This window comes from Anaerobacillus sp. ABD4_527, from assembly GCF_056160805.1.
Window position 1 is genome coordinate 1,878,270 of the sequence record NZ_JBSWXZ010000001.1, and the last position, 23,993, is coordinate 1,902,262.

Annotated in this window: 20 protein-coding genes; 2 read left to right on the top strand and 18 right to left on the bottom strand. The window is 40.7% G+C overall.

What is annotated here, in order from left to right; genetic code table 11:
• Window position 1: 1 nt before the first annotated feature.
• The 3 genes from ACXAHI_RS09810 to uvrB form a co-directional block, all read right to left on the bottom strand.
• Window positions 2-295 (bottom strand): magnetosome magnetite crystal formation protein family, encoded by a 294-nt coding sequence (locus ACXAHI_RS09810; protein WP_270180095.1) that lies wholly within the window; start codon window positions 293-295, stop codon window positions 2-4.
• 111 nt (window positions 296-406) lie between these two features.
• Window positions 407-3,274, bottom strand: a complete 2,868-nt coding sequence (gene uvrA / locus ACXAHI_RS09815; protein WP_474847350.1) for an excinuclease ABC subunit UvrA — start codon at window positions 3,272-3,274, stop codon at window positions 407-409.
• A 6-nt stretch (window positions 3,275-3,280) separates the two neighbouring features.
• Window positions 3,281-5,257 (bottom strand): excinuclease ABC subunit UvrB, encoded by a 1,977-nt coding sequence (gene uvrB / locus ACXAHI_RS09820; RefSeq protein ID WP_474847351.1) that lies wholly within the window; start codon window positions 5,255-5,257, stop codon window positions 3,281-3,283.
• A gap of 170 nt (window positions 5,258-5,427) precedes the next feature.
• Here uvrB and ACXAHI_RS09825 point away from each other — a divergent pair, with 170 nt between their 5' ends.
• Complete coding sequence (locus tag ACXAHI_RS09825; protein ID WP_474847352.1) at window positions 5,428-6,291, top strand: sulfite exporter TauE/SafE family protein; 864 nt, start codon at window positions 5,428-5,430, stop codon at window positions 6,289-6,291.
• Between the two features lie 3 nt (window positions 6,292-6,294).
• Here ACXAHI_RS09825 and ACXAHI_RS09830 read toward each other — a convergent pair whose 3' ends face one another.
• The 15 genes from ACXAHI_RS09830 to ACXAHI_RS09900 all read right to left on the bottom strand — a co-directional run bounded on the left by ACXAHI_RS09830 (window position 6,295) and on the right by ACXAHI_RS09900 (window position 22,738).
• On the bottom strand, window positions 6,295-6,525 hold the full coding sequence (locus tag ACXAHI_RS09830) for a DUF2198 family protein (protein WP_270180099.1): 231 nt from the start codon (window positions 6,523-6,525) through the stop codon (window positions 6,295-6,297).
• A 135-nt stretch (window positions 6,526-6,660) separates the two neighbouring features.
• Window positions 6,661-7,863, bottom strand: coding sequence for a PDZ domain-containing protein (locus tag ACXAHI_RS09835; protein ID WP_474847353.1), 1,203 nt, complete (start codon window positions 7,861-7,863; stop codon window positions 6,661-6,663).
• Window positions 7,864-7,961: 98 nt separating this feature from the next.
• Window positions 7,962-9,404: a S41 family peptidase gene (locus ACXAHI_RS09840; RefSeq protein ID WP_474848135.1), complete on the bottom strand. Its 1,443-nt coding sequence runs from the start codon at window positions 9,402-9,404 to the stop codon at window positions 7,962-7,964.
• 153 nt (window positions 9,405-9,557) lie between these two features.
• Window positions 9,558-10,877, bottom strand: a complete 1,320-nt coding sequence (locus ACXAHI_RS09845) for a murein hydrolase activator EnvC family protein (protein ID WP_474847354.1) — start codon at window positions 10,875-10,877, stop codon at window positions 9,558-9,560.
• A 51-nt stretch (window positions 10,878-10,928) separates the two neighbouring features.
• Window positions 10,929-11,822, bottom strand: a complete 894-nt coding sequence (gene ftsX / locus ACXAHI_RS09850; RefSeq protein WP_474847355.1) for a permease-like cell division protein FtsX — start codon at window positions 11,820-11,822, stop codon at window positions 10,929-10,931.
• On the bottom strand, window positions 11,812-12,498 hold the full coding sequence (gene ftsE / locus ACXAHI_RS09855; RefSeq protein ID WP_474833843.1) for a cell division ATP-binding protein FtsE: 687 nt from the start codon (window positions 12,496-12,498) through the stop codon (window positions 11,812-11,814). The genes ftsX and ftsE overlap by 11 nt, the downstream gene beginning before the upstream one ends.
• A gap of 693 nt (window positions 12,499-13,191) precedes the next feature.
• Window positions 13,192-13,566 (bottom strand): c-type cytochrome, encoded by a 375-nt coding sequence (locus ACXAHI_RS09860; protein WP_474848137.1) that lies wholly within the window; start codon window positions 13,564-13,566, stop codon window positions 13,192-13,194.
• Window positions 13,567-13,615: 49 nt separating this feature from the next.
• The gene (locus ACXAHI_RS09865) at window positions 13,616-14,485 is read right to left on the bottom strand and encodes a YitT family protein (protein WP_474847356.1); all 870 of its coding nucleotides are present in this window, start codon (window positions 14,483-14,485) and stop codon (window positions 13,616-13,618) included.
• Between the two features lie 210 nt (window positions 14,486-14,695).
• A protein-coding gene (gene prfB, locus ACXAHI_RS09870) for a peptide chain release factor 2 (RefSeq protein ID WP_474833841.1) occupies window positions 14,696-15,800 on the bottom strand; the annotation gives its coding sequence in 2 pieces (ribosomal slippage) (window positions 14,696-15,727 and window positions 15,729-15,800; 1,104 coding nt in all).
• A gap of 73 nt (window positions 15,801-15,873) precedes the next feature.
• Complete coding sequence (secA, locus tag ACXAHI_RS09875; protein WP_474847357.1) at window positions 15,874-18,387, bottom strand: preprotein translocase subunit SecA; 2,514 nt, start codon at window positions 18,385-18,387, stop codon at window positions 15,874-15,876.
• A gap of 162 nt (window positions 18,388-18,549) precedes the next feature.
• Window positions 18,550-19,110 (bottom strand): ribosome hibernation-promoting factor, HPF/YfiA family, encoded by a 561-nt coding sequence (gene hpf / locus ACXAHI_RS09880; RefSeq protein WP_270180631.1) that lies wholly within the window; start codon window positions 19,108-19,110, stop codon window positions 18,550-18,552.
• A 213-nt stretch (window positions 19,111-19,323) separates the two neighbouring features.
• A complete protein-coding gene (gene cspD / locus ACXAHI_RS09885) occupies window positions 19,324-19,524 on the bottom strand; it encodes a cold-shock protein CspD (protein ID WP_136947176.1) in 201 nt (66 codons plus the stop codon).
• 142 nt (window positions 19,525-19,666) lie between these two features.
• Entirely contained in the window at window positions 19,667-20,185 is a 519-nt protein-coding gene (locus ACXAHI_RS09890) for a ComF family protein (RefSeq protein ID WP_474847358.1), read from the bottom strand.
• A 161-nt stretch (window positions 20,186-20,346) separates the two neighbouring features.
• Complete coding sequence (locus ACXAHI_RS09895; RefSeq protein WP_474847359.1) at window positions 20,347-21,402, bottom strand: ATP-dependent helicase ComFA; 1,056 nt, start codon at window positions 21,400-21,402, stop codon at window positions 20,347-20,349.
• A 490-nt stretch (window positions 21,403-21,892) separates the two neighbouring features.
• Window positions 21,893-22,738 carry a DegV family protein gene (locus tag ACXAHI_RS09900; protein ID WP_474847360.1) on the bottom strand — a complete coding sequence of 282 codons (846 nt, stop codon included), beginning with the start codon at window positions 22,736-22,738 and terminating at the stop codon, window positions 21,893-21,895.
• 291 nt (window positions 22,739-23,029) lie between these two features.
• Here ACXAHI_RS09900 and ACXAHI_RS09905 point away from each other — a divergent pair, with 291 nt between their 5' ends.
• The gene (locus ACXAHI_RS09905) at window positions 23,030-23,962 is read left to right on the top strand and encodes a C40 family peptidase (RefSeq protein ID WP_474847361.1); all 933 of its coding nucleotides are present in this window, start codon (window positions 23,030-23,032) and stop codon (window positions 23,960-23,962) included.
• The last annotated feature ends 31 nt before the right edge of the window (window positions 23,963-23,993 follow it).

Sequence of the window (23,993 nt, forward strand, 5' to 3'; positions counted from 1 at the left end):
ATTACCAGCGGAGAACTTGAATCCCTTTTACAATGTTCCAGATAAACACAATGACATTAAGTAGTCCAAATACGATGAAGCCAAGAAAAACCACGACTCCTATATCCAATCCAAATATTGCGATAAACACAATGATCACACTTGCAAATGGTAGTAAGTGAGAAAGAACTGCCCGTTTAGCGTGATACGTCACTTCTTCATCTTTCATAACGAAAAAAACGATGATTGGAAATAAGAATGGAGCGAAAAACACACTAAAATAACATAGCGACGACATTACTTTTTCCACAGACATACATGTTTCTCCTTTCAAAACTATCTACCTATTTATACGAATAAACAAATAGAAGGTTTCATAAAATTAACGCCAAAAAAAAGACAGCCTGGTCGGCTGCCTTTTTAACCCTTATACAGACTGCGTTTGTTCAAGTTTTATCTTCATACGTTCTTTATCTCGCTTAAGGATCGGAGCAAGGTAACGACCAGTATAAGAGCGCTCTTCTTTCACGATCTTTTCAGGAGTTCCTGTTGAGATAATCTCACCACCGCCATCTCCACCTTCTGGTCCAAGATCGACTAAGTAGTCAGCGGTTTTTATCACATCTAGATTATGTTCGATGATCAGTACAGAGTCACCGTTATCGACAAGCCTTTGCAGTACTTGAAGCAAGCGAGCGATGTCATCAACATGAAGACCTGTTGTCGGTTCATCTAAAATATATAGGGTTTTTCCAGTTGAGCGTTTATAAAGCTGTGACGCAAGCTTCACACGCTGTGCTTCTCCTCCTGATACGGTTGTCGCCGGCTGACCTAATTTAATGTAACTCAAGCCAACGTCATAGAGAGTTTGCAGCTTGCGGTTGATCTTAGGAATGTTTTTGAAGAAATCTAGTCCTTCTTCAACAGTCATCTCCAATATATCTGAGATGTTCTTTCCTTTATACTCGATTTCAAGCGTTTCACGATTGTATCGTCTTCCTTCGCATACTTCACAAGGAACATATACATCAGGTAAAAAGTGCATCTCGATTTTAATGATTCCGTCTCCTCGACAAGCCTCACAGCGCCCACCTTTTACGTTGAAGCTGAAGCGGCCTTTCTTATAGCCACGGACTTTTGCTTCGTTTGTTTGTGCGAACACATCCCGAATATCGTCAAACACACCTGTGTAAGTTGCTGGATTAGACCTTGGTGTTCGACCGATCGGAGACTGATCGATATCGATGACTTTATCAATATACTCTAAGCCTTTAATCTTCTTATGCTCGCCAGGCTTATCCTTTGCTTTATGAAGCTTTTGAGCTAAGGATTTATATAGAATGTCATTGATAAGAGTACTTTTACCTGACCCAGAAACACCTGTTACACACGTAAATAAACCGATAGGGATCTTTGCATTCGTATTTTTAAGGTTGTTTTCTTTTGCGCCAACAATCTCAATATAACGTCCGTCCGTCTTTCTTCGCTCAGATGGAACCGGAATAAACTTTTTACCAGATAGGTATTCTCCTGTCAGTGACTGTTCATCGTCCATAATTTCTGCAGGAGTACCTTGTGAAGTGATATACCCACCGTGTGCTCCTGCTCCAGGACCGATGTCGATAATATGATCAGCTGCGAGCATTGTATCCTCATCATGTTCTACAACGATCAACGTGTTTCCTAAGTCCCTCATATTTTCGAGCGTTGAGATCAGACGGTCGTTATCTCTTTGGTGCAACCCGATCGAAGGCTCATCCAAAATGTAGAGAACACCCATCAACCTGGAGCCTACTTGAGTAGCAAGTCTGATCCTCTGAGCCTCACCACCAGATAATGTGCCTGCAGACCGATTTAAGGTCAGGTAATCCAACCCTACGTTCACAAGAAATCCGAGACGATCTTGAATTTCTCGTAAAATCATTTTACCGATCGTAGCCTCTTTAGCCGTAAGTTCAAGCTGCTCAAAAAAGACAGAAGCATCTTTAATTGCAAACTCCGTCGTTTCCCCGATATGTTTTCCATTGATCAATACGGAACGTGATTCTTTCTTCAAGCGATACCCTTTACACGTAGGGCATGGTTTTTGGGCCATATACGCTTCCATTTGCTCGCGAATGTAATCAGAGCTCGTTTCACGATAACGTCGTTCAACGTTAGGGATGACGCCTTCAAAGTTGATGTTGTTCTCCCTTACTTGCCCAAAATCGTTCTCATACCTAAAATAAACTTTCTCGTTTCCACTTCCGTATAGTACCTTATCAAGTTGATGTCTCGGAAGCTTCTCGACAGGTGTATCCATATCGATGCCATAATGATTACATACACTTTCAAGAAGCTGTGGGTAATAGTTTGAGCTAACTGGTTCCCATGGAGCTAATGCATGCTCTCTCAGAGATAATCCCCAATTCGGAATCACAAGATCAAGGTCCACCTCTAGCTTTAGACCGATTCCATCACAAGATGGGCACGCTCCAAACGGGCTGTTAAAAGAAAACATCCTTGGCTCTAGTTCACCAATTGAAAACCCACAGTATGGGCAAGAGTGATGCTGGTTAAAGAGAAGCTCCCCTTCTCCTATCACATCGACGATTACTTGTCCTCCACCTAGCTGAAGGGCCGTTTCTAGTGAATCTGCAAGTCTAGATTGGATACCATCTTTTACGACGATACGGTCGATCACAACTTCGATGGAATGCTTCTTGTTCTTTTCTAGTGAAATCTCATCAGCAACCTCCATCATTTCTCCGTCGACGCGAACACGGACGTACCCTTGCTTCTTAATATCTTCTAAAATCTTTACGTGCTCCCCTTTACGTCCTGAAACGACTGGAGCAAGAATTTGTAGCTTCGTACGCTCTTCATATTCAAGTATTCTATCGACCATTTGTTCAATCGTTTGAGAGGTGATTTCCACTCCATGACGTGGACATACTGGTCTTCCGATTCTCGCAAACAACAGCCTCAAATAATCGTAGATTTCCGTTACAGTTCCAACAGTTGAACGAGGGTTTCGGCTCGTCGTTTTCTGATCGATCGAGATTGCAGGTGATAAACCTTCGATCGCGTCTACATCTGGTTTATCCATCTGCCCTAGAAACTGTCTTGCATAGGCAGAAAGTGATTCAACGTATCGTCTTTGTCCTTCTGCATAAATCGTATCAAAAGCGAGTGACGATTTTCCCGACCCAGATAAACCAGTCAGAACGACCAGTTTATCTCTAGGAATAGACACATCAACATTTTTCAAATTATGGGCTCGTGCCCCTTTGACGACGATTTCTTCATTTGCCATTCTTCGTCATCCTTCCGCTTTAAGCTCTAATAGTAGATCACGAAGCTCCGCAGCACGTTCAAAATTAAGCTCGCGCGCAGCTTCCTTCATTTCTTTCTCAACATTTTCAATCATCTTCGCACGTTCTTGTTTGTTTAACTTACCTGGCTTAGGTGCAGTGTATTCCTCACCTTCCTCAGCAGCTATCGTTGCTCGAATCAAGTCACGTACTTCTTTTTTGATTGTCGTAGGTGTAATATTATGTTTCTCGTTATATGCTTGCTGCGTTTCACGACGCCTTTTCGTTTCATTTATCGCAATATCCATCGATTTCGTTATTTTATCTGCATACATGATAACTTGACCGCTGGAGTTACGAGCAGCCCGTCCAATCGTCTGAATCAATGACCTTTCAGACCTTAAGAATCCTTCTTTATCCGCGTCCAGAATTGCAACGAGAGATACTTCTGGGATGTCTAGTCCTTCTCTCAACAAGTTAATTCCGACCAATACATCAAAAACTCCGAGTCGTAAGTCACGAATGATTTCAATACGCTCTAATGTTTTTATTTCGGAGTGAAGATACCGTACTTTTATGCCCATCTCAACCAAATAGTCAGTTAAGTCTTCTGACATCTTTTTCGTCAGCGTCGTAACGAGCACCCTTTCATTTTTTGCAGCTCGTTTGTTTATTTCATCAAGCAAATCATCAATCTGACCTTCGATCGGTCTAATTTCGATTGTAGGATCAAGCAACCCTGTAGGACGAATGATCTGTTCGACTACTTTTGTAGAGTGCTCTTCTTCATATGGACCAGGTGTTGCTGACACATACACGAATTGATGCGCTTTTTCTTCAAATTCTTCAAACCTTAATGGTCGGTTGTCCTTCGCTGAAGGAAGTCTGAATCCGTGATCGACTAGGACTCCCTTCCTCGCCTGGTCACCGTTATACATCCCTCTCACCTGAGGAAGGGTAACGTGAGACTCATCTACCATGATCAGAAAATCATCAGGGAAGTAATCTAGTAAGGTATATGGCGTAGCGCCAGCTTCACGTAGCGTTAAATGGCGCGAGTAGTTTTCAATTCCAGAACAAAATCCCATTTCCGCCATCATTTCGATGTCATACTTTGTTCTTTGCTCTAGTCGCTGCGCTTCAAGAAGTTTTCCATCTTCATTCATTTTCTTAAGTTCTTCTTCAAGTTCTGCTTCGATTCGCTTGATCGCAATCTTCATTTTTTCTTCACGTGTAACGAAGTGAGAAGCAGGAAAGATCGCGATATGCTCTCGTTGTCCAAGTATTTCACCTGTCAACGCATTCACTTCCGTAATTCGATCGATCTCATCACCAAAGAATTCAACTCTTAAACAGTTTTCATCCCTTGATGCGGGAAATATCTCAACAACATCTCCACGAACTCGGAATGTACCACGTGTGAAATTAATGTCATTTCGTGCATATTGAATGTCCACAAGGTCACGTAGAAGACCGTCCCTGTCTTTCTCCATTCCAGTCCGAAGAGAGACGACTAGGCTTTTATATTCCTCTGGATTACCAAGACCGTATATACAAGAAACACTCGCTACAATGATGACATCATTACGCTCAAATAAGCTCGATGTGGCAGAATGTCGTAACTTATCGATCTCATCATTAATGCTTGCATCCTTTTCAATAAACGTATCCGATTGAGGAATATAAGCTTCAGGCTGATAATAATCGTAATAACTCACGAAATACTCAACAGCATTATTAGGAAAGTACTCTTTGAACTCACTGTATAATTGCCCCGCTAACGTTTTGTTATGAGCAATAATAAGCGTTGGCTTATTAACCTCTTTAATAACGTTTGACATCGTGAATGTTTTTCCAGTGCCTGTCGCTCCAAGTAAGGTCTGATAACGATCATTGTTATGCACGCCTTCAACGAGCTTTTTTATTGCTTCAGGTTGGTCTCCTTGAGGCTCATATTTTGAAACCAATTCAAACTGTCTTTCCACCTTAGTCGCCTCCGTTCCTTTTCTTCATAAGATTTATTATAGCATAAAAGATGGCTTTTCCTTCAAATAAAACGAACTGGTATTCCCCTATTTTTCTACTAGCGCTTCCGATAACGCGCAATCTAAGGTATGCTGAGTGATAGCAAACTGCATGAAAGGGAGTACTGACATTGATCGTTTTTCTCGCAATTCCACTAGGACTAGCAATCGGAGCAATTTCAGGTTTCTTCGGAGTAGGAGGAGGTTTTTTATTAACGCCAATCCTTCTCCTACTGGGATATGAACCTTCAACTGCTATTACGATCAGCTTATTATATAGCATGAGCACCTCTATTTCAGGAGCTTTTAAACATTATCAACAAAACCATATTCTTTGGAAAACTGTCCTCTTATTATCGATTAGTGGAATGCTAAGCACTCAGATTGCAAAGCCACTCGTCCTTTACTTAGAGTCAGTAGGATACGATGAACTCGTCATCTCGTTCTTGTATGTAGGGTTGCTCAGTTATTTTGCATTGTCTATGCTCACTGAGAAAACAACCCGTGAAAAAGCTCAGGGGTATTCCATTTCCCCAGTTCGAACAATTTTAATCGGACTCACCGGTGGATTCATCTCATCTGTTCTCGGAGTAGGTGGTGGATTCGTGATGGTTCCTTTATTAATAAATGTTCTTCATCTATCCCCTCGTCTAGCTGTCGGAACATCTCTTGCAAGCATCTTCATTATCGTATCAACAGGGTTCTTTTCATACATAGGAAGTGTTACGATACCGTTCTCGCTTGCTTTACTTTTAGTGGTCGGTGCATTAGTTGGATCCCGTATCGGTGCAAGTATCACTGAACTTGTTTCCAACGACGTGATACAAAAACTGCTAGGTACGTTATATATCTTCACGTTGATCAGCGTCATTTTGGAACTTTTTCAATTACCCGTAGCGGGATTAATTGTTCTTTCCATCTATATAACACCACTGATCATTTTCTTTATCTATCAGTATAGAACGAAAAACAAGCGTCTATTCTCTTCGGAATAGACGCTATTTTATCTTTTTCTTATTTTGTTTTTGTATTTTCGAAGAAAAGTAAAATCCGATTAAAGCAGATAGTATCGTTAAAATAATTAAATGAATCGGGTGATCAAACCCTCCAAAGATTGCCCACATGAAAAGCAGTGCTAATCCAAGACTAACATATTTATTATATGTAACGCGTGTAAACACAACTGCCACAACCGCTGGAATAAGTAAAGCTGCTAATATTTCCTGCATGAGTTGGTTCCCCTCTCTAAAGCATGACTCTTTCTCCATCTTACAACACATTCGTTAGAGAATGCTACGACAGGATGAAATTCTTATACAATCCTACACAAAAAGGTTGTCGAGGTAAACCTCAACAACCTTATTTTAGCTTTCTCTTGCATATTCGATCGAATCATCCAGACGCTGTTCTTTTACGAACAATAAACCTAACTCATGGTGTTGATCGTTGTAAAGTGCTCTTTGTTCAAATCGAATTTCTCCGTTAAAGTCCAATACCTGAAGCTTACAAAAAGCTGCATTTTGTTGGAGAGCCGTATAAAAGTCTGTTCCATTACCTACGGACATGCCATTCACTTTCGAAATGACTTCCCCCACCTGCAGATTCATTGAATCGGCCGGCGATTCGGGAAGGATTCCTAGAATAACCAGTCCCTCATTCCTCTCATTAAAATATGCAGGTTTATTCATACCTCTATGAAGAAGTAAAATAGCTGCTCTAGCAACTACGATGATTGGGAACACCGAAAGAGCAAGCCAATCAGCACTTATAGCATAACTTATTACACCTAGAATTGTAGCAAAAGCACCTAGTATGACGACATGAACGCCATTTCGTTTAATTTCTGGTGCAGGCAAAGTATGATGGATTAATTTTCGGAACCCGATTGGCAATGGGAGGATTAGAAAAGAGTACGTCTGATCTCCGAATTGCAACAGGGGCCACCAATTAGTCGCTTCAATCGTTCCTGAAGGAAGAAAGAGAAAGAGTGGCAACAGCCAAAGTCGTTGTACTTCATGGGCACCAACGAGTTTACCGCGCTTACTACGCACTAACCTAGGAGACGTTTGTTTCTTAGCATTCTGATTGATTAAAACTCCTTCGATGATAAGCAATACGCCTGCTAAAATTGCGAGAGCGATTAGTGAAACGGAATCAAACCCAGTTTGCCAGGAATTTAACCATTCACTTCCTAGATCAACAGGTTCATAAAAAAGAACTGCTGCAACCGGAAGGATAAATACAAATGCTGGAGATAAGAAACGCATTTGTCCTGTAATTAAGATTAAAATAGCACTAATACTTAAAGCTACGACGATCCCCATCGGCACGACTAATCCTAACAATAAGTTTAAACCGAATAGAGAAACCCCAGCGATAATTCCTGGAACGATGGCAAACTTCACGTCGTCAAGAACGTCATGCACTCGTGTATGGAAATCCCTCCGATCGCGTTTCACTCGTGATATTCCGATCATAAAAGCTGCCACCAAGCTAATATACGTAAGTGGGTTAATCAAAAAAGATATTATGCCTTTTACTATGGAAAGACCTATCGTTTCCGCCATGATTTACTCCTCCATCTTTCTATTCCTGTCAAAAGAAAATTCCGCAGGATATCCTGCGGAATAGCTTCGACAAAACTAGCTCGTTTCCTTTTCTTAATTTACTTTGCTAGTAGTTCCACAGCCGTTTCTAGCTGAATATCGTTTTCAGGATTTCGGATAGACTCTACGATTTTTTCTTGTAGTTTTTGAGCTGTTTCTTCATTGATCTTACCCGAAACGGTCAGATCGTTTGACCGTTGAAATGCTTTAACAGCCGTAGTCGTCTTATCGCTATAGTAACCATCTGTTCTACCAGGTTCAAACCCTAACCCTTTTAGCATAACTTGAGCAGATTCAACCTGCTTATTATTTTGGTCATACTGAAGCGTTTTTTCGGTATTTAATGGATTCACATAAAAGTAGGAAGGTTGATCAGCCTTTACTGTTGGCTTGATGCCTTCTTTATGAATCCAGTTTCCATCAGGAGTCAACCACTTAAACATCGTTAGTTTGATATTACTGCCATCACCAAGATCAACTGTTGTTTGGACAGTTCCCTTACCAAACGTTTTTTCACCAACTAGTTCATAGCCTCCTGCTTCCTTCAACGCACCTGCCAAAATTTCAGCGGCAGAGGCACTTCCTCTATCGATGAGTCCAACGATCGGATAATCCTTCTTTTCCTTAAGAGAAGAGACGGAACGCTGCTTCTCACCTTTTCGATCTTCTATTTGTACAAAGGGCTTATCGTCCGGAATAACTTCTTGAGCGATGTCTGACACGCTATTCAACAAACCTCCAGGGTTGTTTCTCACATCGATAACAAGACCGTCGATCCCTTGATCTTCTAGCTTTTTCAATTCTTTTGAGAAACTTTCAGATGTGTTCTCAGAGAATGACGTAATCTGCAACACTCCGATTGTTTTATTATTCTTTTGTATTGTCTCCGAGTAAACAGTTTCGATTGGAATCTCATCACGTGTCACATCGACTTCTAATATTTCAGAGACACCAGGACGCTGGATACCCAGTTTCACGACCGTACCTTTTTCACCACGAATCTTTAAAACGGCATCATAAAGGTCGAGACCCTCAGTACTTTCACCGTCGATCGTCATGATCTTATCATTCGGACGAAGGCCGGCATCTTCTGCAGGCGAATCTTTATAAGGTGAGACGATCGTTACCCTGCCATCTTGCATATTCACTTCTGCACCAATACCTTCAAACGAAGAACCTAACGATTGGTTAAACTGCTCAGCAGTTTCTGGATCCATATAAACGGAATAAGGGTCTTCAAGGGTATCAAGCATTCCTTTTATTGCACCATCAAGCAAATTCTTTTGGTCAACATCACTTACATAGCGATCATTTATGAGTTCGTAAGCTTTATTGATTTTCGAGAGTTCCTCAGAATCAATGTCGTTTTCAGAGCCGTTCGCTACAGATCGCTCGATTCCTCCCTCAGAATCATCTTGAAAGAACGACATCACGGCGTATGTACCTCCAGCACCCACAAGTAGGGCAATAACGACAAGTAGGCCGACGACCTTCCCTTTTATATTCAATCTACTCACCTCTTCTAGTTTGAAAGAAAAGGCATCACACCTTAGCGATGCGATGCCTTTTCATCTTATTGTACTATATGACCGGCTTGTTTTCATTATGTTTCCAACTATAGGAGTCAACACTTACAAAACAGAGCCTTTATCTTTTTAAGGTAGGTAGTTTAAAGGATTAACGGCATTCGACTTACTTTGGTTCCAAGAGCCTTTGTGAACTTCAAAGTGTAGATGTTGTCCTTTTGAAGCTCCAGTATTCCCCATCGTTCCAAGGTAAGTACCTGCGCTTACTGATTGACCAGTGGAAACACCAAGGTCTCTCATGTGCGCATAAACTGTAGTGAACATTTGACCATTAATGCTGTGCGTTAGGAATACAACGTTTCCGTAGCTGTCTGAATAGTATGAACGTAATACAGTTCCATCTGCCGCTGCGTATACTGGGTTCTTACCGCCTTGTGCGATATCAATTCCTGCGTGGAATGAACCCCAGCGTTGTCCGATTCCAGAAGTAACTCGACCAGCAGTTGGCCATCTGAAGCTTGAGCTGCTTGAAACTGCAGGCGCAGGTTCGCTTGATGCTGTAGATTCGTTCGAACTGCTAGAGTTATTGCTTGTAGCTGCCTTCTTTGCCGCTGCTTTTTCAGCTGCCGCTTTCTTTGCTGCTGCTTCACGAGCTGCAGCTGCTTTTCTAGCCGCTTCTTCAGCACGCTTAATTTCTTGTTGAACTGCTTTTTCTTGTGCTTTTAATAGTTCAGCAGTTTCGTTGAGATCCATCATATGGTCATGAAGCTCACCCTCTTCATGTTCAAGGGACGCCATCAACTTATCTTTTTCAGCTTTTTGTGCGCTAAGTTCTTTTTTAAGAGACTCAAGCTCGGCTTTCTTTTCTTCAAGGGAAGCGAGCTTCTTCTCGACTTCTGCTTTCTTTTCTTCTACAGCTAGTTTGTCCGCTTTGTGCTCTTCAAGAATCTTCTTATCTTGTTCTGCGATCGTGTTTAGAGCTAGAACACGTTCGACAAAGTCACCAAAGCTAGACGCACCGAGAAGTACTTCCATATAATCTACAGAACCTCCGTTGTTCTGTTGCATGGAACGAACGCGGTCTTTTAGTAGCTTATCGCGTTCTGCGATACGCTTTTCAAGAGCCTTGATTTCTTCTTTAAGCTGCTCTACTTCAGACATCGTCTCTTCTATTTCATTTTCTTTCGTAGTGATCTTGTTATCTGTTTCCGCTACCGCTTGATCGATACGACGAATTTCAGCTTGTACTTGTTCTTGTTCTTTCTTAACTTCTGCAAGCTCAGATTCCTTTTCTTTAAGATGACTTTCATTTTGTGACTGCTTATCTTTTACATCATCAAGTTTCTCGTCAAGTGAATTCGCTTGTATAGGTGCTGGTGAGACTGTAGTCGATAATGTGCTTAACCCGAGTGTAATCGTTAATGCCGTGGCCATTACTTTAAACTTCAATCTTTCTTCCTCCCCCAAAAATAGACAATCTATTTATCTTTTAATTTGTTGTTAGACTTTCAAAAACTTTCGCATGGACGTAAGACTTCCCCAGACTCCGATAATCACGCCAAGAACAACTAGTAAAGCTGCAAGCTGGTATACAAACGGTGTTACTGGTAATAGGTCGATAAAGAAAGTAGGGTATCTCGTGCTAATTAAATCTGTTAAGAAGTAATAGCCATAAATCAATACGCCTATTGGAATCAAAGCTCCAAATATACCGATCAGGACGCCCTCGATAAGGAACGGCCAGCGAATAAACCAGTTTGTCGCGCCTACTAATTTCATAATCTCGATCTCGGTTCTTCTGGCAACAATTGTTAGTTTAATTGTGTTTGAAATGAGGAACATAGCAGTGAATAGAAGGCCTATTACAAGGCCAAGCCCTACATTTCGTGAAATCTCTAACACTTTAAACAATCTATTAACGGTCTCTTGACCGAACTCAACATTTTCCACGTACTCGAATTGCTTGATTTGATCAGCAACGCGATTGATGTCTTGAGGATTGCTTGTCTTGACGACAAACTCATCACTCAATGGATTTTCGTCTTTTAGTGATTCAAAAACTTCACCTTGGTCACCAAGGTTATCGATCAAGTTATCTAGACCTTCTTCTTTTGACTGAAACGTAACAGATTCAACTTCAGAGATGTTCTCAATCTTTGCTTTTAGTTCGTCTTGCTGTTCTTTCTCCGCTGTAAGATCAATAAATGTTCTGATCTCAACATCTTCTTCTAACTGATCTCCAAATGCATTTAAGTTTAACACTAATGTTAGGAAAACCCCTACTAATAGGAGCGTTACTGTAACTGCTGAGATGGATGCAAAGCTCATCCATCCATTTCGACCGATGTTCTTAAACGCTTCTTTACTGTGTCTTCCAAACGTTTTAATCTTCATACCCGTACTCACCTCTTGCTTCATCACGGGAGATCAAACCGTCTTCAATTGCAATAACACGCTTCCTAAAGGAATTTACAATATCCTTATTATGAGTTGCCATTAATACAGTTGTACCGCGATTGTTAATTTCATCAAGTAAATTCATAATTTCCCATGCTGTCTCCGGGTCCAGATTACCAGTTGGTTCATCTGTCAGAAGAATAACGGGATTATTTACGATCGCTCTTGCTATTGAAACCCTCTGCTGTTCTCCACCAGAAAGCTCATCTGGTAGAAATCTTGCTTTGTTTTTCAAGTTCACTAGACTTAAAACATCCATTACACGTTTACGAATGACTGTTTTATTTTCTTCGATGACTTCAAGAGCAAAAGCGACGTTTTCATAGACAGTCAGCTTAGGAAGAAGTTTGAAATCCTGAAAGACCACGCCAATGTCACGACGCAGTTTAGGGATATTCTTATTCTTCATCTTGCCAACATCTTTGCCATTAATGGTAATCTTTCCACTCGTCGGCTTTTCTTCCCGATACATCATTCTCATAAATGTTGATTTACCGGCTCCACTTGGGCCAACTATGTAAACAAATTCACCTTTGTTGATTTTAACATCTATACCATTAATCGCTTTTATTCCGTTTTTGTATGTTTTCCATACATCGTTCATTTCGATCACGTTTTACCACTTCCTACTTGCTAAAGTCATGATGCAATCTATTAGGATCTAGGTGTTTAATTTTAGCTTGGTTCGTTTTATCTCTTACATCTGAAGATATTATAACAAACAAATTCGCTATTTTAAGACAAATTTTTATTACATTTCTGTTTCAATAGCTTCTTGTTTTGACATGTTTTGCAATAGTGGTTTAATAATGTCCTGTAAACCCTGTCAAATTGGGGTTTATATAATAGGCCATTTTTGTCGAAATCCAACTGTCTATAAGTGAGTTAAAAAAAATGTATAACGCATGTGCTCTATTTGTGAAAAAACATTAAGAACCATCTGCTAATTGGAATAGTAGAGATTTCCGCTCCAGGATGCTCGCTTTCCGTGGGGCGGGCGGTGAGCTTCTTCGTCGCGCGCTCCTGCGGGATCTGACCAGTCCCTCATGTCCCACAGGAGTCGAGCATCCTTCCGCTCCAATCCGCGTTATAATAAGGTTTTATAGAGAGAGTAAATCAACTCAATAAGATATAAAAAATTGCAAGCATAGTTAATTAAAAGTCTTATTTGATTTAAACGGACTATAGAAGGAGTGGATACCCTCAAAAGGCGTTTTGAGGCTCACACGTTGTCCACAAAAAAGCAAGAGGTATAAATAGGAGCAAAACCACAAACAGAGCACATGCAAATGCATGTGCTCTTTGTTTATTTCATATTCGCTAACCAACTCGCAAGATTCTCTGCTTCTTCTCCCTCGACAAGGTTCGCTGGCATTTGGCCTTTACCATTTTGCACGATGTTTAAGATTGTATCTTTAGAAAGGCGTTCACCAACATTCGTTAAAGCAGGTCCTACATCACCTTTTAAGTTCTCTCCATGACATTGAAGACATTGTTGCTCGTAGGTTGCTTCAGCAGCTTCTACATCGTAGTCTTGTGCCGAATCTCCTGATTCTTCTTCAGTCGTCTCATCAGAAGAACCTTCATTCGTTGCACCCTCATCTCCACTATTGCCACCACAAGCTGTAAGAGCCATTGCGAGCACGAGCCCAAGTAAAACTGTTAGCCACCTTTTCACCATTACCACCCCTGTAATCAAGTTAAGAAATGCTACTGTTACTATAACCTGCTTACTCTCTTTTAAAACCTTCACCAAGCACTTCAGTTGCATTGGAGACGATCACAAATGCCGAGGGGTCGATGCTCTTTACAAGCTGTTTTAACTTTGTCACTTCATTTTGAGTGACAACAACCATCAGGATCGGACGCTTGTCATTGGTATAACCACCCTGACCAGAAATTCTTGTTACACCACGGTCAATGACAGAAAAAATCCCTTCTCGAAGTTCTTCTTCTTTTTCAGAAATAATAAGAGCCATCTTAGAATATCCAAATCCTAATTGAACAACATCGATTGTTTTTCCAGTGAGGTACATGGCGATCAACGCATAAAGGGCAGCTTCAAGACTAAACACAAATGCTGAAGCCGCAACGATTAAGCCATCGATAATAAATACACAGGTACCTAAAGATAGTCCTGAGAACTTATTCACAATTTGTGCAGCAAGGTCAGTTCCTCCTGTCGATGCCTTTCCTCGGAACACGATCCCTAGGCCAAGACCTACTCCAAGTCCTCCAAACAAAGCTCCAAGTAAAGGGTCTGTTGTAGCGGGCTCTACATTTTCAGTTAACTTTACAACAAAAGGTAGAAAGAGAGTACCTGCTAGTGTCTTTGGTCCATACTTTTTTCCTAGAAAGATGAGTCCACTGATAAACAGTGGAATGTTGAACGCCCATTGGACGTACGCTGGTTTCCAATCGAACACGCCTTTTGTAATCGTACTTATGCCACTTACGCCACCGGACGCTATACTATTTGGTAGTAGGAATAGATTAAAGGCGATCGCCACTATAGCGGATCCTACCAGTACGCTTATGTATTCAAGAATTAGTCGTGAAAAAGAATCTTTCGCTGTGAATTTCGTTACTGTTGCAATCATGGTTTATTCCACTCACTTGTTCATTAAATTTCAATCTAATTTTGCTATTTTTCAGGCAAAATCCTTCAGTAGTATATCACCGTACTAGTAGGGTGTAAACCGCACCATAGCAGCGCGTTATCATGCTGAAGTGTCGTCGATTTGTTGTAGGATGCCCACATCAAAAAAAATAATCCCCTGCATGTGCAGAGGATGTCTTAAGAGATTGTATTAATCATTTAAACGGGAGCGAAGGTAAGCATCGATGAATGGATCGAGATCTCCATCCATCACTCCCTGAGTGTTACCCATTTCAACATTCGTACGGTGATCTTTCACCATATTATATGGATGGAAAACGTAAGAACGAATTTGACTTCCCCAGCCGATTTCTTTTTGTTCGCCGCGGATCTCATCTAATTCGGCTTCTTGCTCTTCTAACTTTCGCTGATAAAGTTTTGCTTTCAGCATCTTCATCGCTTGGTCGCGGTTTTTGATTTGAGACCTTTCAGACTGACAGCTTACGACTACGTTTGTCGGAAGGTGCGTGATACGAACCGCTGAGTCAGTTGTATTAACGTGCTGCCCACCAGCACCGCTCGCTCTATACGTGTCAATTTTTAAATCTTCTGTTCGGATGTCGATTTCGATTTCATCATTGAACTCTGGCATAACTTCGCAAGAAACGAACGACGTATGACGACGGCCACTCGAGTCAAAAGGCGAAATACGTACAAGGCGATGAACACCTTTTTCAGCTTTAAGATAACCGTATGCATTATAGCCTTTGAAGTTTAGGGTCACACTCTTTACTCCAGCCTCGTCACCAGGCAAATAATCAAGGGTTTCTACTTTGAACCCTTTCTTCTCACCATACCTTGTGTACATACGCAAAAGCATCGAAGCCCAGTCTTGAGACTCAGTACCCCCTGCGCCTGGATGAAGTTCTAAGATAGCGTTATTCTTGTCATGCTCGCCACTTAGTAATAAGGTGCGTTCGAAGTCATTAAGAGATTTCTTTAAATCTTTAATTTCAACCTCTAGATCTTCGAAAAGCTCCTGATCGTTTTCTTCCTTAACTAGTTCGTAGGATACTTCAAGGTTCTCATAGCTTTCTTCAAGAGCATCGAACTCGTGTACCATTTCTTTCAACGCATTAGACTCATTGATGACTTTTTGCGCTGTATTCTGATCGTCCCAGAAACTAGGAACGGTCATTTCTAATTCAAGTTCATTGATACGGGCTCTTTTGTTCTCTAAGTCAAAGAGACCCCCTAAAGTCATTTAATCTTGTTTCTATCGTGTTCAATTCACTGCGAATTTCATGCATTTCCATAATCGTACACCTCAACTAAATTATTTACATAGAACGGGCAGGTACTCGACAAGAGCACCTGCCCGGCATTACATTACTGAACTTTGCCGTGACATTGTTTATATTTCTTGCCACTTCCACATGGACAAGGATCGTTTCTTCCTATGTCCTGCTTTTTCTTAACAGGCTTTGGTTTTGATGAACCTTCTTCTTTTGGATTTACCGCTTGGCCTTCTGCTACTTTCTCACGCTTAAGATTGTTCTCAATTTGTGCCTTCATGATATAAGTAGCAACTTCTTCTTCAATTTCAGCGATCATATCTTCGAACATCTCATACCCTTCAAACTGGTATTCACGAAGAGGATCGTTTTGGCCATATGCTCTAAGGTGAATTCCCTGGCGAAGCTGATCCATTGCATCGATATGATCCATCCATTTACGATCGACGCTTCTTAGCAGAATCACTTTTTCAAACTCTCGCATACGTTCAGGTTCGAAGTCTGCTTCTTTTTGATCATAGTTTAGTTTCATTTTTTCAACTAATAGCTCAACAATTTCTTCTTTATCTAAGCCTTTAATATCTTTAACCGTTACCTGACCTTCCTCAAGGAAAATACCACGAGCATGGTCAAGTATCGCTTGGTGATCCCACTCTTCTTGAATATCCTCGTCACCGGTATGAGCGTCAACAATTCGTTTGATGACTGAGTCGAGCATTTTTTCTACAATATTTCGCAAGTTTTCAGATTCTAACACTTCGTCACGCTGAGCATAAATAATTTCACGCTGCTGTCTCATGACATCGTCATATTGAAGGAGCTGTTTACGTGCGTCGTAGTTATTACCTTCAACTCGTTTTTGAGCAGACTCAACGGCTCTAGATACAAGTTTAGATTCAATCGGCTGATCTTCTTCCATTCCGAGTCTATTCATCATGTTCATCATATTATCTGAACCAAATCGACGCATCAATTCGTCTTCCATAGAAATATAAAACCTTGACTCACCAGGATCACCTTGACGACCAGAACGTCCTCGTAGCTGGTTATCGATACGTCTACTTTCATGACGTTCTGTTCCTAGTATGAAGAGACCGCCTGCTTCTCTTACACCTTCACCGAGCTTGATGTCAGTACCACGGCCCGCCATGTTCGTTGCAATCGTTACCGCCCCTGGCTGACCAGCTGATTCAATGATTTCTGCTTCTCGAGCATGGTTTTTCGCATTAAGAATATTATGAGGAATGCCCCTTTTCTTAAGAACCTGCGAAATCAATTCAGATGTTTCAACAGCAACTGTACCGACTAAGACGGGTTGTCCCTTTTTATGTCTTTCTTCAATTTCTTTTGAAAGCGCCTGGAACTTTCCGTTCATTGACTTATAAACAAGGTCAGGGTAATCAACACGAGCGATCGGCTTATTCGTCGGAATTGCGATAACGTTCATGTTATAGATATTGCGAAACTCTTCTTCTTCCGTCTTCGCTGTACCGGTCATACCAGAAAGCTTTTCATACATTCTGAAGTAGTTCTGGAATGTAATGGTTGCTAGCGTCATACTCTCACGCTGAATAACCAAGCCTTCTTTTGCTTCGATTGCTTGGTGCAAACCGTCACTATACCGACGTCCAGCCATCAAGCGCCCTGTGAAGGAATCAACGATGACGACTTCTTCATCCTGAACAACGTAATCGGTATCTCGCTGCATGATAAAGTTAGCTTTCATCGCCTGATTAATATGATGATTAAGCTGCACATGCTTATAATCAAACAAGTTCTCAATCGAGAAGAATTTTTCAGCTTTTGACATTCCATCTTCAGTTAACTGAACGTTCTTCGTCTTGATGTCGATCGTATAATCAGTTTCTTCATTTAATACACGCACGAACTGATTTGCTTTAATATAGAGGGTCGCAGATTTTTCAGCGTTACCCGAAATGATTAGTGGCGTCCTGGCCTCATCGATCAAGACAGAGTCAACTTCATCAATGATCGCATAGTGCAGTGGCTTTTGAACTTTTTCTTCCTTATATAGCACCATGTTATCTCTTAAATAATCAAAGCCGAACTCATTGTTTGTTCCATAAGTGATGTCAGCTGCATACGCTTCAGCTTTTTCATCTTTAGATAGACCACTAATATTAAGACCCACCGTTAATCCAAGGAATTGATAGAGCTCGCCCATCTCCTCGGCGTCACGCCTTGCCAAGTATTCGTTAACAGTAATGACATGAACACCTTTACCTGTTATTGCATTTAAATAAACTGGCATAGTCGCACTTAGCGTTTTACCTTCACCAGTTTTCATCTCTGAGATATTACCTTCATGCAAAGAAGCGGCACCCATAATCTGTACAGGGAACGGTCTCATTCCAAGTACACGTTCAGATGCTTCACGTACTGTGGCAAAAGCTTCAGGTAGCAACTTATCGAGCTTTTCACCTTTCTCAATACGTTCTTTATACTCTGTTGTCTTACTTTGTAATTCTTCATCGGATAAGCTTTTCATCGCTTCCGAGTAGGATTCAACTTGATCAGCAATCTTTTGCAAACGTCCAACTTGTCGCTCGTTGCCGTTTGGAATAATTTTACGTAATAAACCTTTCATAGAAACGCTCCTCTTTTATTGTCAGTAGAGTGCTATCGATTCAGTTAATTCTTTTAGTTCTATGTATACATTCTAACAATTCCTTGACGGGGGCACAAGAAAGTTCAAGCCCCCCACCATAAAGGGACAGAGGGTTTTCCCTCTGTCCCTTTGTTTATAATATTAGTCTTGTTCGATCAAACCATATTTTCCGTCTTTTCGGCGATAGACAACGCTTGTATTTCCAGTGATCGCACTTGAGAATACGAAAAAGCTGTGTCCCAGCATATCCATTTGAAGGATTGCTTCTTCAACGTCCATCGGTTTGAATGTGAATCGTTTTGTTTTAACGACTTGAAGTTCATCTTCTTCTGGTTCTGCTTCAGCAACGCTTGTCATCGTAGGATTAAGTTCATCGCGGAACATATATTTTACGCTTCCTTCCTGACGGAATTTGCGATTAACTTTTGTTTTATGCTTCCGGATTTGTCTTTCGAGCTTTTCGACTACTAGATCAATAGCTGCGTACATATCCTGATGTTCTTCTTCTGCTCTTAGTAATAGGTTCGGCATCGGAATAGTTACTTCAATCATCTGTTGATCGTTGTAAACTTTCATATTTACATGAACATCAGAGTTAGGTGGAGTATCGAAATACCTTTCAAGTTTACTTACCTTCTTCTCAGTATAATCTCTCATTGCAGGTGTAACCTTAATGTTTTCACCACGGATGTTGAAATTCATCATGTGGCACTCCTCCTTCCATCTATGAGTATAGTATTCGTTATACCCGTTCCCTTTCCCTTCATAAACTTTCAAAAAAATAAGGTTTTTTTACGATATATTAACAAGATGTTGTTTTATTCGACATTTTTTTACAAATCCTTCTTATATCTTCTTGCTCTTCCACAAAAATAAAAAGCCCTTAGAAAATAAGGGCTTCATTCATTAGCTGATTTAAGATACTTTTTCTACATTAGCAGCCTGAGGACCGCGAGCACCTTCTACGATTTCAAACTCAACAGTCTGGCCTTCTTCTAGAGACTTAAACCCTTCACCACTGATCGCTGAAAAGTGTACAAAAACATCGTCTCCATCTTCTCTCTCAATAAAACCGAATCCTTTTTCATTGTTAAACCATTTTACTTTTCCTTGCATGCTGTTCAACATTCCCTTCAGAAATCTTCATGGCATTAGCCATACCTTCACTATACGCTCGCTCCTCTCACCTGTCAAAGGGATGTTTTTGTTGATATGACACGAATGGAGGCGCTTTCTATAAAACTTTTCGACAAGCGGTTTAACTCCTACAAAGAGTTAAAGAATAGATGTCTTTTGCCCCGCTTTTAACTAACACGTCAGCTGCTTGATAAACAGTTGTTCCAGTTGTATAAAGATCATCGACAATAAGAAGGGTTTTGTCTTTTATAAGATGGTCGTTAGCTACACGAAACATTTCCACTGAGCGATTAACACGTTCGTGCCTTGTTTTCTTACTTTGTTTTTCTTCGTGCTGAGTTCGTACAAGACAATTACTTAGTTTGTTTGGCACTTTTTCTAACCATATCTCGCATTGATTGAACCCTCTGTCATAAAGCCTCTCGATACTCAGAGGAATCGGGATAACGAAATCGATAAATTTATACGATTTCTCTATCGTCTTTGAAAACGTGCTATTAAACGCTCTTCCAACCTCTGCGTCCCCTCGATACTTATATAGTGTAAGAACCTGCTTCATAAAATCGTTGTATTCAAACAAGGAGCGATTATGAACCAAACGATTTTGATACCCTCTTTCAACCCATCTTTGACAATCCACACAGGTTTTTCCGTGAATATATTCTTGTTTTATCTTCGAAAGTAGGCGTCCGCATTTTAGACAAATTTCCCCGGAAATACGATCAAGATTCGACTTGCATTCAAGACAAACATTCCACTCTTCTTCAAAAAAGGAGAACATCTCCCATGAAACACTATTGATCACTTCTTCACACCATACACACCTTTTCCCTTGAGCCATCCTCTATCGTCCGCCTCCACATTCATGTTTTTTATATGTCGAAAAGCTAGGAGCATGTCATTCGTTTTTCCATAATGAAATAGCACAACTTCCCCCTGAGGGTATTTTTTACTTCTTCCTGCTCTCCCCGCAATCTGAACGAGTGCACTCTCCGTAAAGATATCTGCTTCTGCACCCAGAACACCTATCGATACATTTTCAATCGTTACACCTCTTTCTAATATTGTTGTTGTAAGAAGCAAGCGGTAATGACGATTTCGAAACCGCATAACTTTTTCCACACGATCAGTATCTTCCGAATGAACAGTTTCACAATCGATCTGAATCTCTTCAAATAAGGAGTGAATACGTTCAGCTAATTTAATAGAAGGAACAAATAACATTACTGGTTTCTTCTCATGAAATTGCTGTTCGATCCATTTTATTAAGACAGCCGGAAGTTTTCCCTTACGTATATGTTTCCTCCAATTTCCAACCCAAGTAAACTTCGGCGCAGGTAATGGGTATCCGTGGTAACGCACAGGGATTCGCACGTAAGGTAATCCGTTGTCTTTCACTTGTTTAAGGATTTTTCTCGAAGGTGTCGCTGTAAGATACACTAACGCACCATTATCTTTCCTAGCCTTATCAACGGCATATTGTAAAGAAGGATCGTATTCATAAGGGAAAGCGTCAACTTCATCGATAATTATGACATCGAAACAATTTTTGTAACGAATCAATTGATGGGTGGTGGAAATGATGAACGGAGATAAAGGATCATCACTACCTCCAAACAATCCAGAAATGGCTATGGTTGGGAAAGCCTTGCGAAGTCGGGGAAGAAGTTCAAGTACTACATCCGTTCGTGGTGTAGCGATACAGATGGTTTTATTTTCATGAATAGCTTGTTCGAGGCCTTTGAATAATACTTCTGTTTTTCCGCTACCACACACCGCCCAAACTAATAGTTTTTCGTTCTTTTGAATCGCAAGTTTTACTTGGTCAGAGGCTTCATTTTGCCCGTGTGATAACACGCCATTCCAATCTAATAGAGTCGAAGGATAAGTGGGGGGTGAGGCAGGAGAGTAATATAATGGGGAGCAGGAGCTTACTCTTCCCATTTTGATACATTTTCTACAATACCTACAGTTATGACATTTACATCTTGCACAGGGATAGTATCCGAAAGCTACACTATTTCCACACCTTAGGCATGTATGTTTACTTGATATAAACTGTATTCCTGCTTCTATTTGAAGAAAGCCATTCATGTAATGTTCATGGAGTTGTTCTAAAGGAAAAGGGATTTCATCTAGGAGAAGATGACGCCCATTAAGGAAGGTTAATAGCTCATGGGAGGGGGTGTATCCGTGATCAATCGGTTGTGGTTCGAAAACGGTAAAGTGGCTGATAGGATAGTAAGTGCCATCCTCTGTGTTCGATATCCCTTCAGGAACAAGGAATGATTTATTTTGAAAAGTAGAAGAAGCAAATCTCATCGATTTACTTCTCCTTTAGGCTGAATCATGGACGATACCAGCCAATCCCTAGAGATCCTTCTCCAAGGTGTGTAGCGATAACAGGACCGAAGTAACTTAGAACCACCTCAATATTTGAGTAGTCCCCTTCAAGCTTGTCCTTCAGCATCAAAGCTTCATCCTTATTATTGGAATAAATAATCGTTACTTTGATGTAATCTCCTTGGTTCGCATCTTCATCAAATAACGAAAGAATCTTATTAACTGCTTTCTTCCTCGTTCTAATCTTCTCATATGGAACAATCTTCTTATTTTCAAACGTCAGAACAGGTTTCACTTGTAGCAAGTTACCTACAAACAGTTGAGCAGTATTTAGGCGACCGCCCCTATGCAGATGACTTAAATCATCCACAACAAAATAGGCAGGCATCCCTTTTTCCTTCATTTCATTAAGTCTTTCTAAAATAACTGTTCCACTATGACCTTCTTGAGCCATGCGTGCTGCTTCAAGAACATAGAAACCTTGCATCATACAGCTGATTTCAGAATCGAAAACGTGAACGTCCGCATCGACCATTGAGCCTGCAGAATAAGCTGATTGATACGTTCCACTAATACCACTTGAAAGAGTAATCGTTATGATCTCATTATGATCCGCAGAAAGTTTCTCGTATGCTTCTACAAAACTTCCTATGGAAGGTTGTGAAGTTTTCGGCAAGTCATCATCATTTCGAATTTGGTCAAAAAATTCCTCTGCTTTTAATTCTTTCTCTTCAAGATATGATTCATTCCCAAATATTACGCTGAGAGGAACCATTGTGATGTCATATTCATCCAGTAGCTCTCCTGGTATATATGCAGTGCTATCGGTTACAACAGCCACAGTTTTCATATTAACGCCTCTCTTCAATATTACTTTTGTAGATTGCAGCTATGCTAATCATAGAATAATTTTCGCCATGTGCCAACAGATCTATAGAATGTTTTCATAATATTTGTCAACCACCATTGTCATATTTTTTAATCGTAATGTCGAAAAATGAAACATTTAGTAAAATAGCCCACTATTATGTTACATGATTGTAATCTCATGTTCATCGCTCTGTTATCTATATCCTGTAAACTAGCAATCGTAAAGAAAAAAATAAAATGTTTAATATATTACTTCAGGGGGAATTATATAATGTTTAAGAAAGTTGTTATTACTACTACAATCGCTGGGTCTCTTCTATTAGCACCAAACGTAAGTGAAGCTGCACTTGGTGATCAAACACTTTACAACGGCATGAAGCACTCTGACGTAACTGAACTACAAAATCTACTAGATAGCAAAGGCTATTTTAACTACCATACAGCAACAGGATATTTTGGATCTATCACAGAATCTGGTGTACGTAGCTTTCAACGCAGCGCTGGAATTACAGTTGATGGAGTCGTTGGACCACAAACAGTAAAAGCTCTAAACGGTGGAGCTTCAGTTCAATCAACTAGCCAATCAACATCTAACTCTAGCTACTCTGGAACAGTTCGTCACGGTGATCGTGGGCAACAAGTATCGAACCTACAAAGTCAGCTGAAAGATAAAGGCTACTATAACTATTCAGTTGATGGAATCTTCGGATCTATTACAAAAAAAGCAGTTATGAACTTCCAAAGCGCTAATGGCTTGGCTGTCGATGGAATTGCTGGACCGCAAACATTTGGAGCACTTTCAGGCGCATCTACGGCTGCACCTTCTTCATCGAACGATAGCTCAGTAGCTAGCACGTCATCTGTTGTACCTATTGCAAAACAATACATAGGTGTACCTTACGTTTGGGGAGGATCTACTCCTTCTGGATTTGACTGCAGTGGTTTTCTACAATATGCATTTAACAAAGCTGGCGTTTCCCTACCTCGTACTGTAGCGAGCATGTGGAATGCAACGAGCAGCGTTTCTTCTCCATCAGTTGGAGACCTAGTATTCTTTGAAACATACAAAGCCGGTCCTTCTCACGCTGGTATCTACCTTGGTGGAGGCAAGTTCATCCATTCATCTTCTTCTTATGGTGTAACGATCAGCAGCATGGACAACTCTTACTGGGCACCACGTTACCTTGGAGCAAAAGAAGTTTAAGTCTCATATTTAATGAAGGAACTCCTACTAT

What these genes read in the sequence shown, in the direction of transcription:
- ACXAHI_RS09810 (WP_270180095.1), bottom strand. Translation starts at nt 295, where the DNA reads ATGTCTGTGGAAAAAGTAATGTCGTCGCTATGTTATTTTAGTGTGTTT.
- uvrA (WP_474847350.1), bottom strand. Translation starts at nt 3,274, where the DNA reads ATGGCAAATGAAGAAATCGTCGTCAAAGGGGCACGAGCCCATAATTTG.
- cspD (WP_136947176.1), bottom strand. Translation starts at nt 19,524, where the DNA reads ATGCAAGGAAAAGTAAAATGGTTTAACAATGAAAAAGGATTCGGTTTT.
- ACXAHI_RS09860 (WP_474848137.1), bottom strand. Translation starts at nt 13,566, where the DNA reads ATGGTGAAAAGGTGGCTAACAGTTTTACTTGGGCTCGTGCTCGCAATG.
- ACXAHI_RS09905 (WP_474847361.1), top strand. Translation starts at nt 23,030, where the DNA reads ATGTTTAAGAAAGTTGTTATTACTACTACAATCGCTGGGTCTCTTCTA.
- ACXAHI_RS09830 (WP_270180099.1), bottom strand. Translation starts at nt 6,525, where the DNA reads ATGCAGGAAATATTAGCAGCTTTACTTATTCCAGCGGTTGTGGCAGTT.
- secA (WP_474847357.1), bottom strand. Translation starts at nt 18,387, where the DNA reads ATGAAAGGTTTATTACGTAAAATTATTCCAAACGGCAACGAGCGACAA.
- hpf (WP_270180631.1), bottom strand. Translation starts at nt 19,110, where the DNA reads ATGAATTTCAACATCCGTGGTGAAAACATTAAGGTTACACCTGCAATG.
- ftsX (WP_474847355.1), bottom strand. Translation starts at nt 11,822, where the DNA reads ATGAAGATTAAAACGTTTGGAAGACACAGTAAAGAAGCGTTTAAGAAC.
- ACXAHI_RS09865 (WP_474847356.1), bottom strand. Translation starts at nt 14,485, where the DNA reads ATGATTGCAACAGTAACGAAATTCACAGCGAAAGATTCTTTTTCACGA.
- ACXAHI_RS09835 (WP_474847353.1), bottom strand. Translation starts at nt 7,863, where the DNA reads ATGGCGGAAACGATAGGTCTTTCCATAGTAAAAGGCATAATATCTTTT.
- ACXAHI_RS09900 (WP_474847360.1), bottom strand. Translation starts at nt 22,738, where the DNA reads ATGAAAACTGTGGCTGTTGTAACCGATAGCACTGCATATATACCAGGA.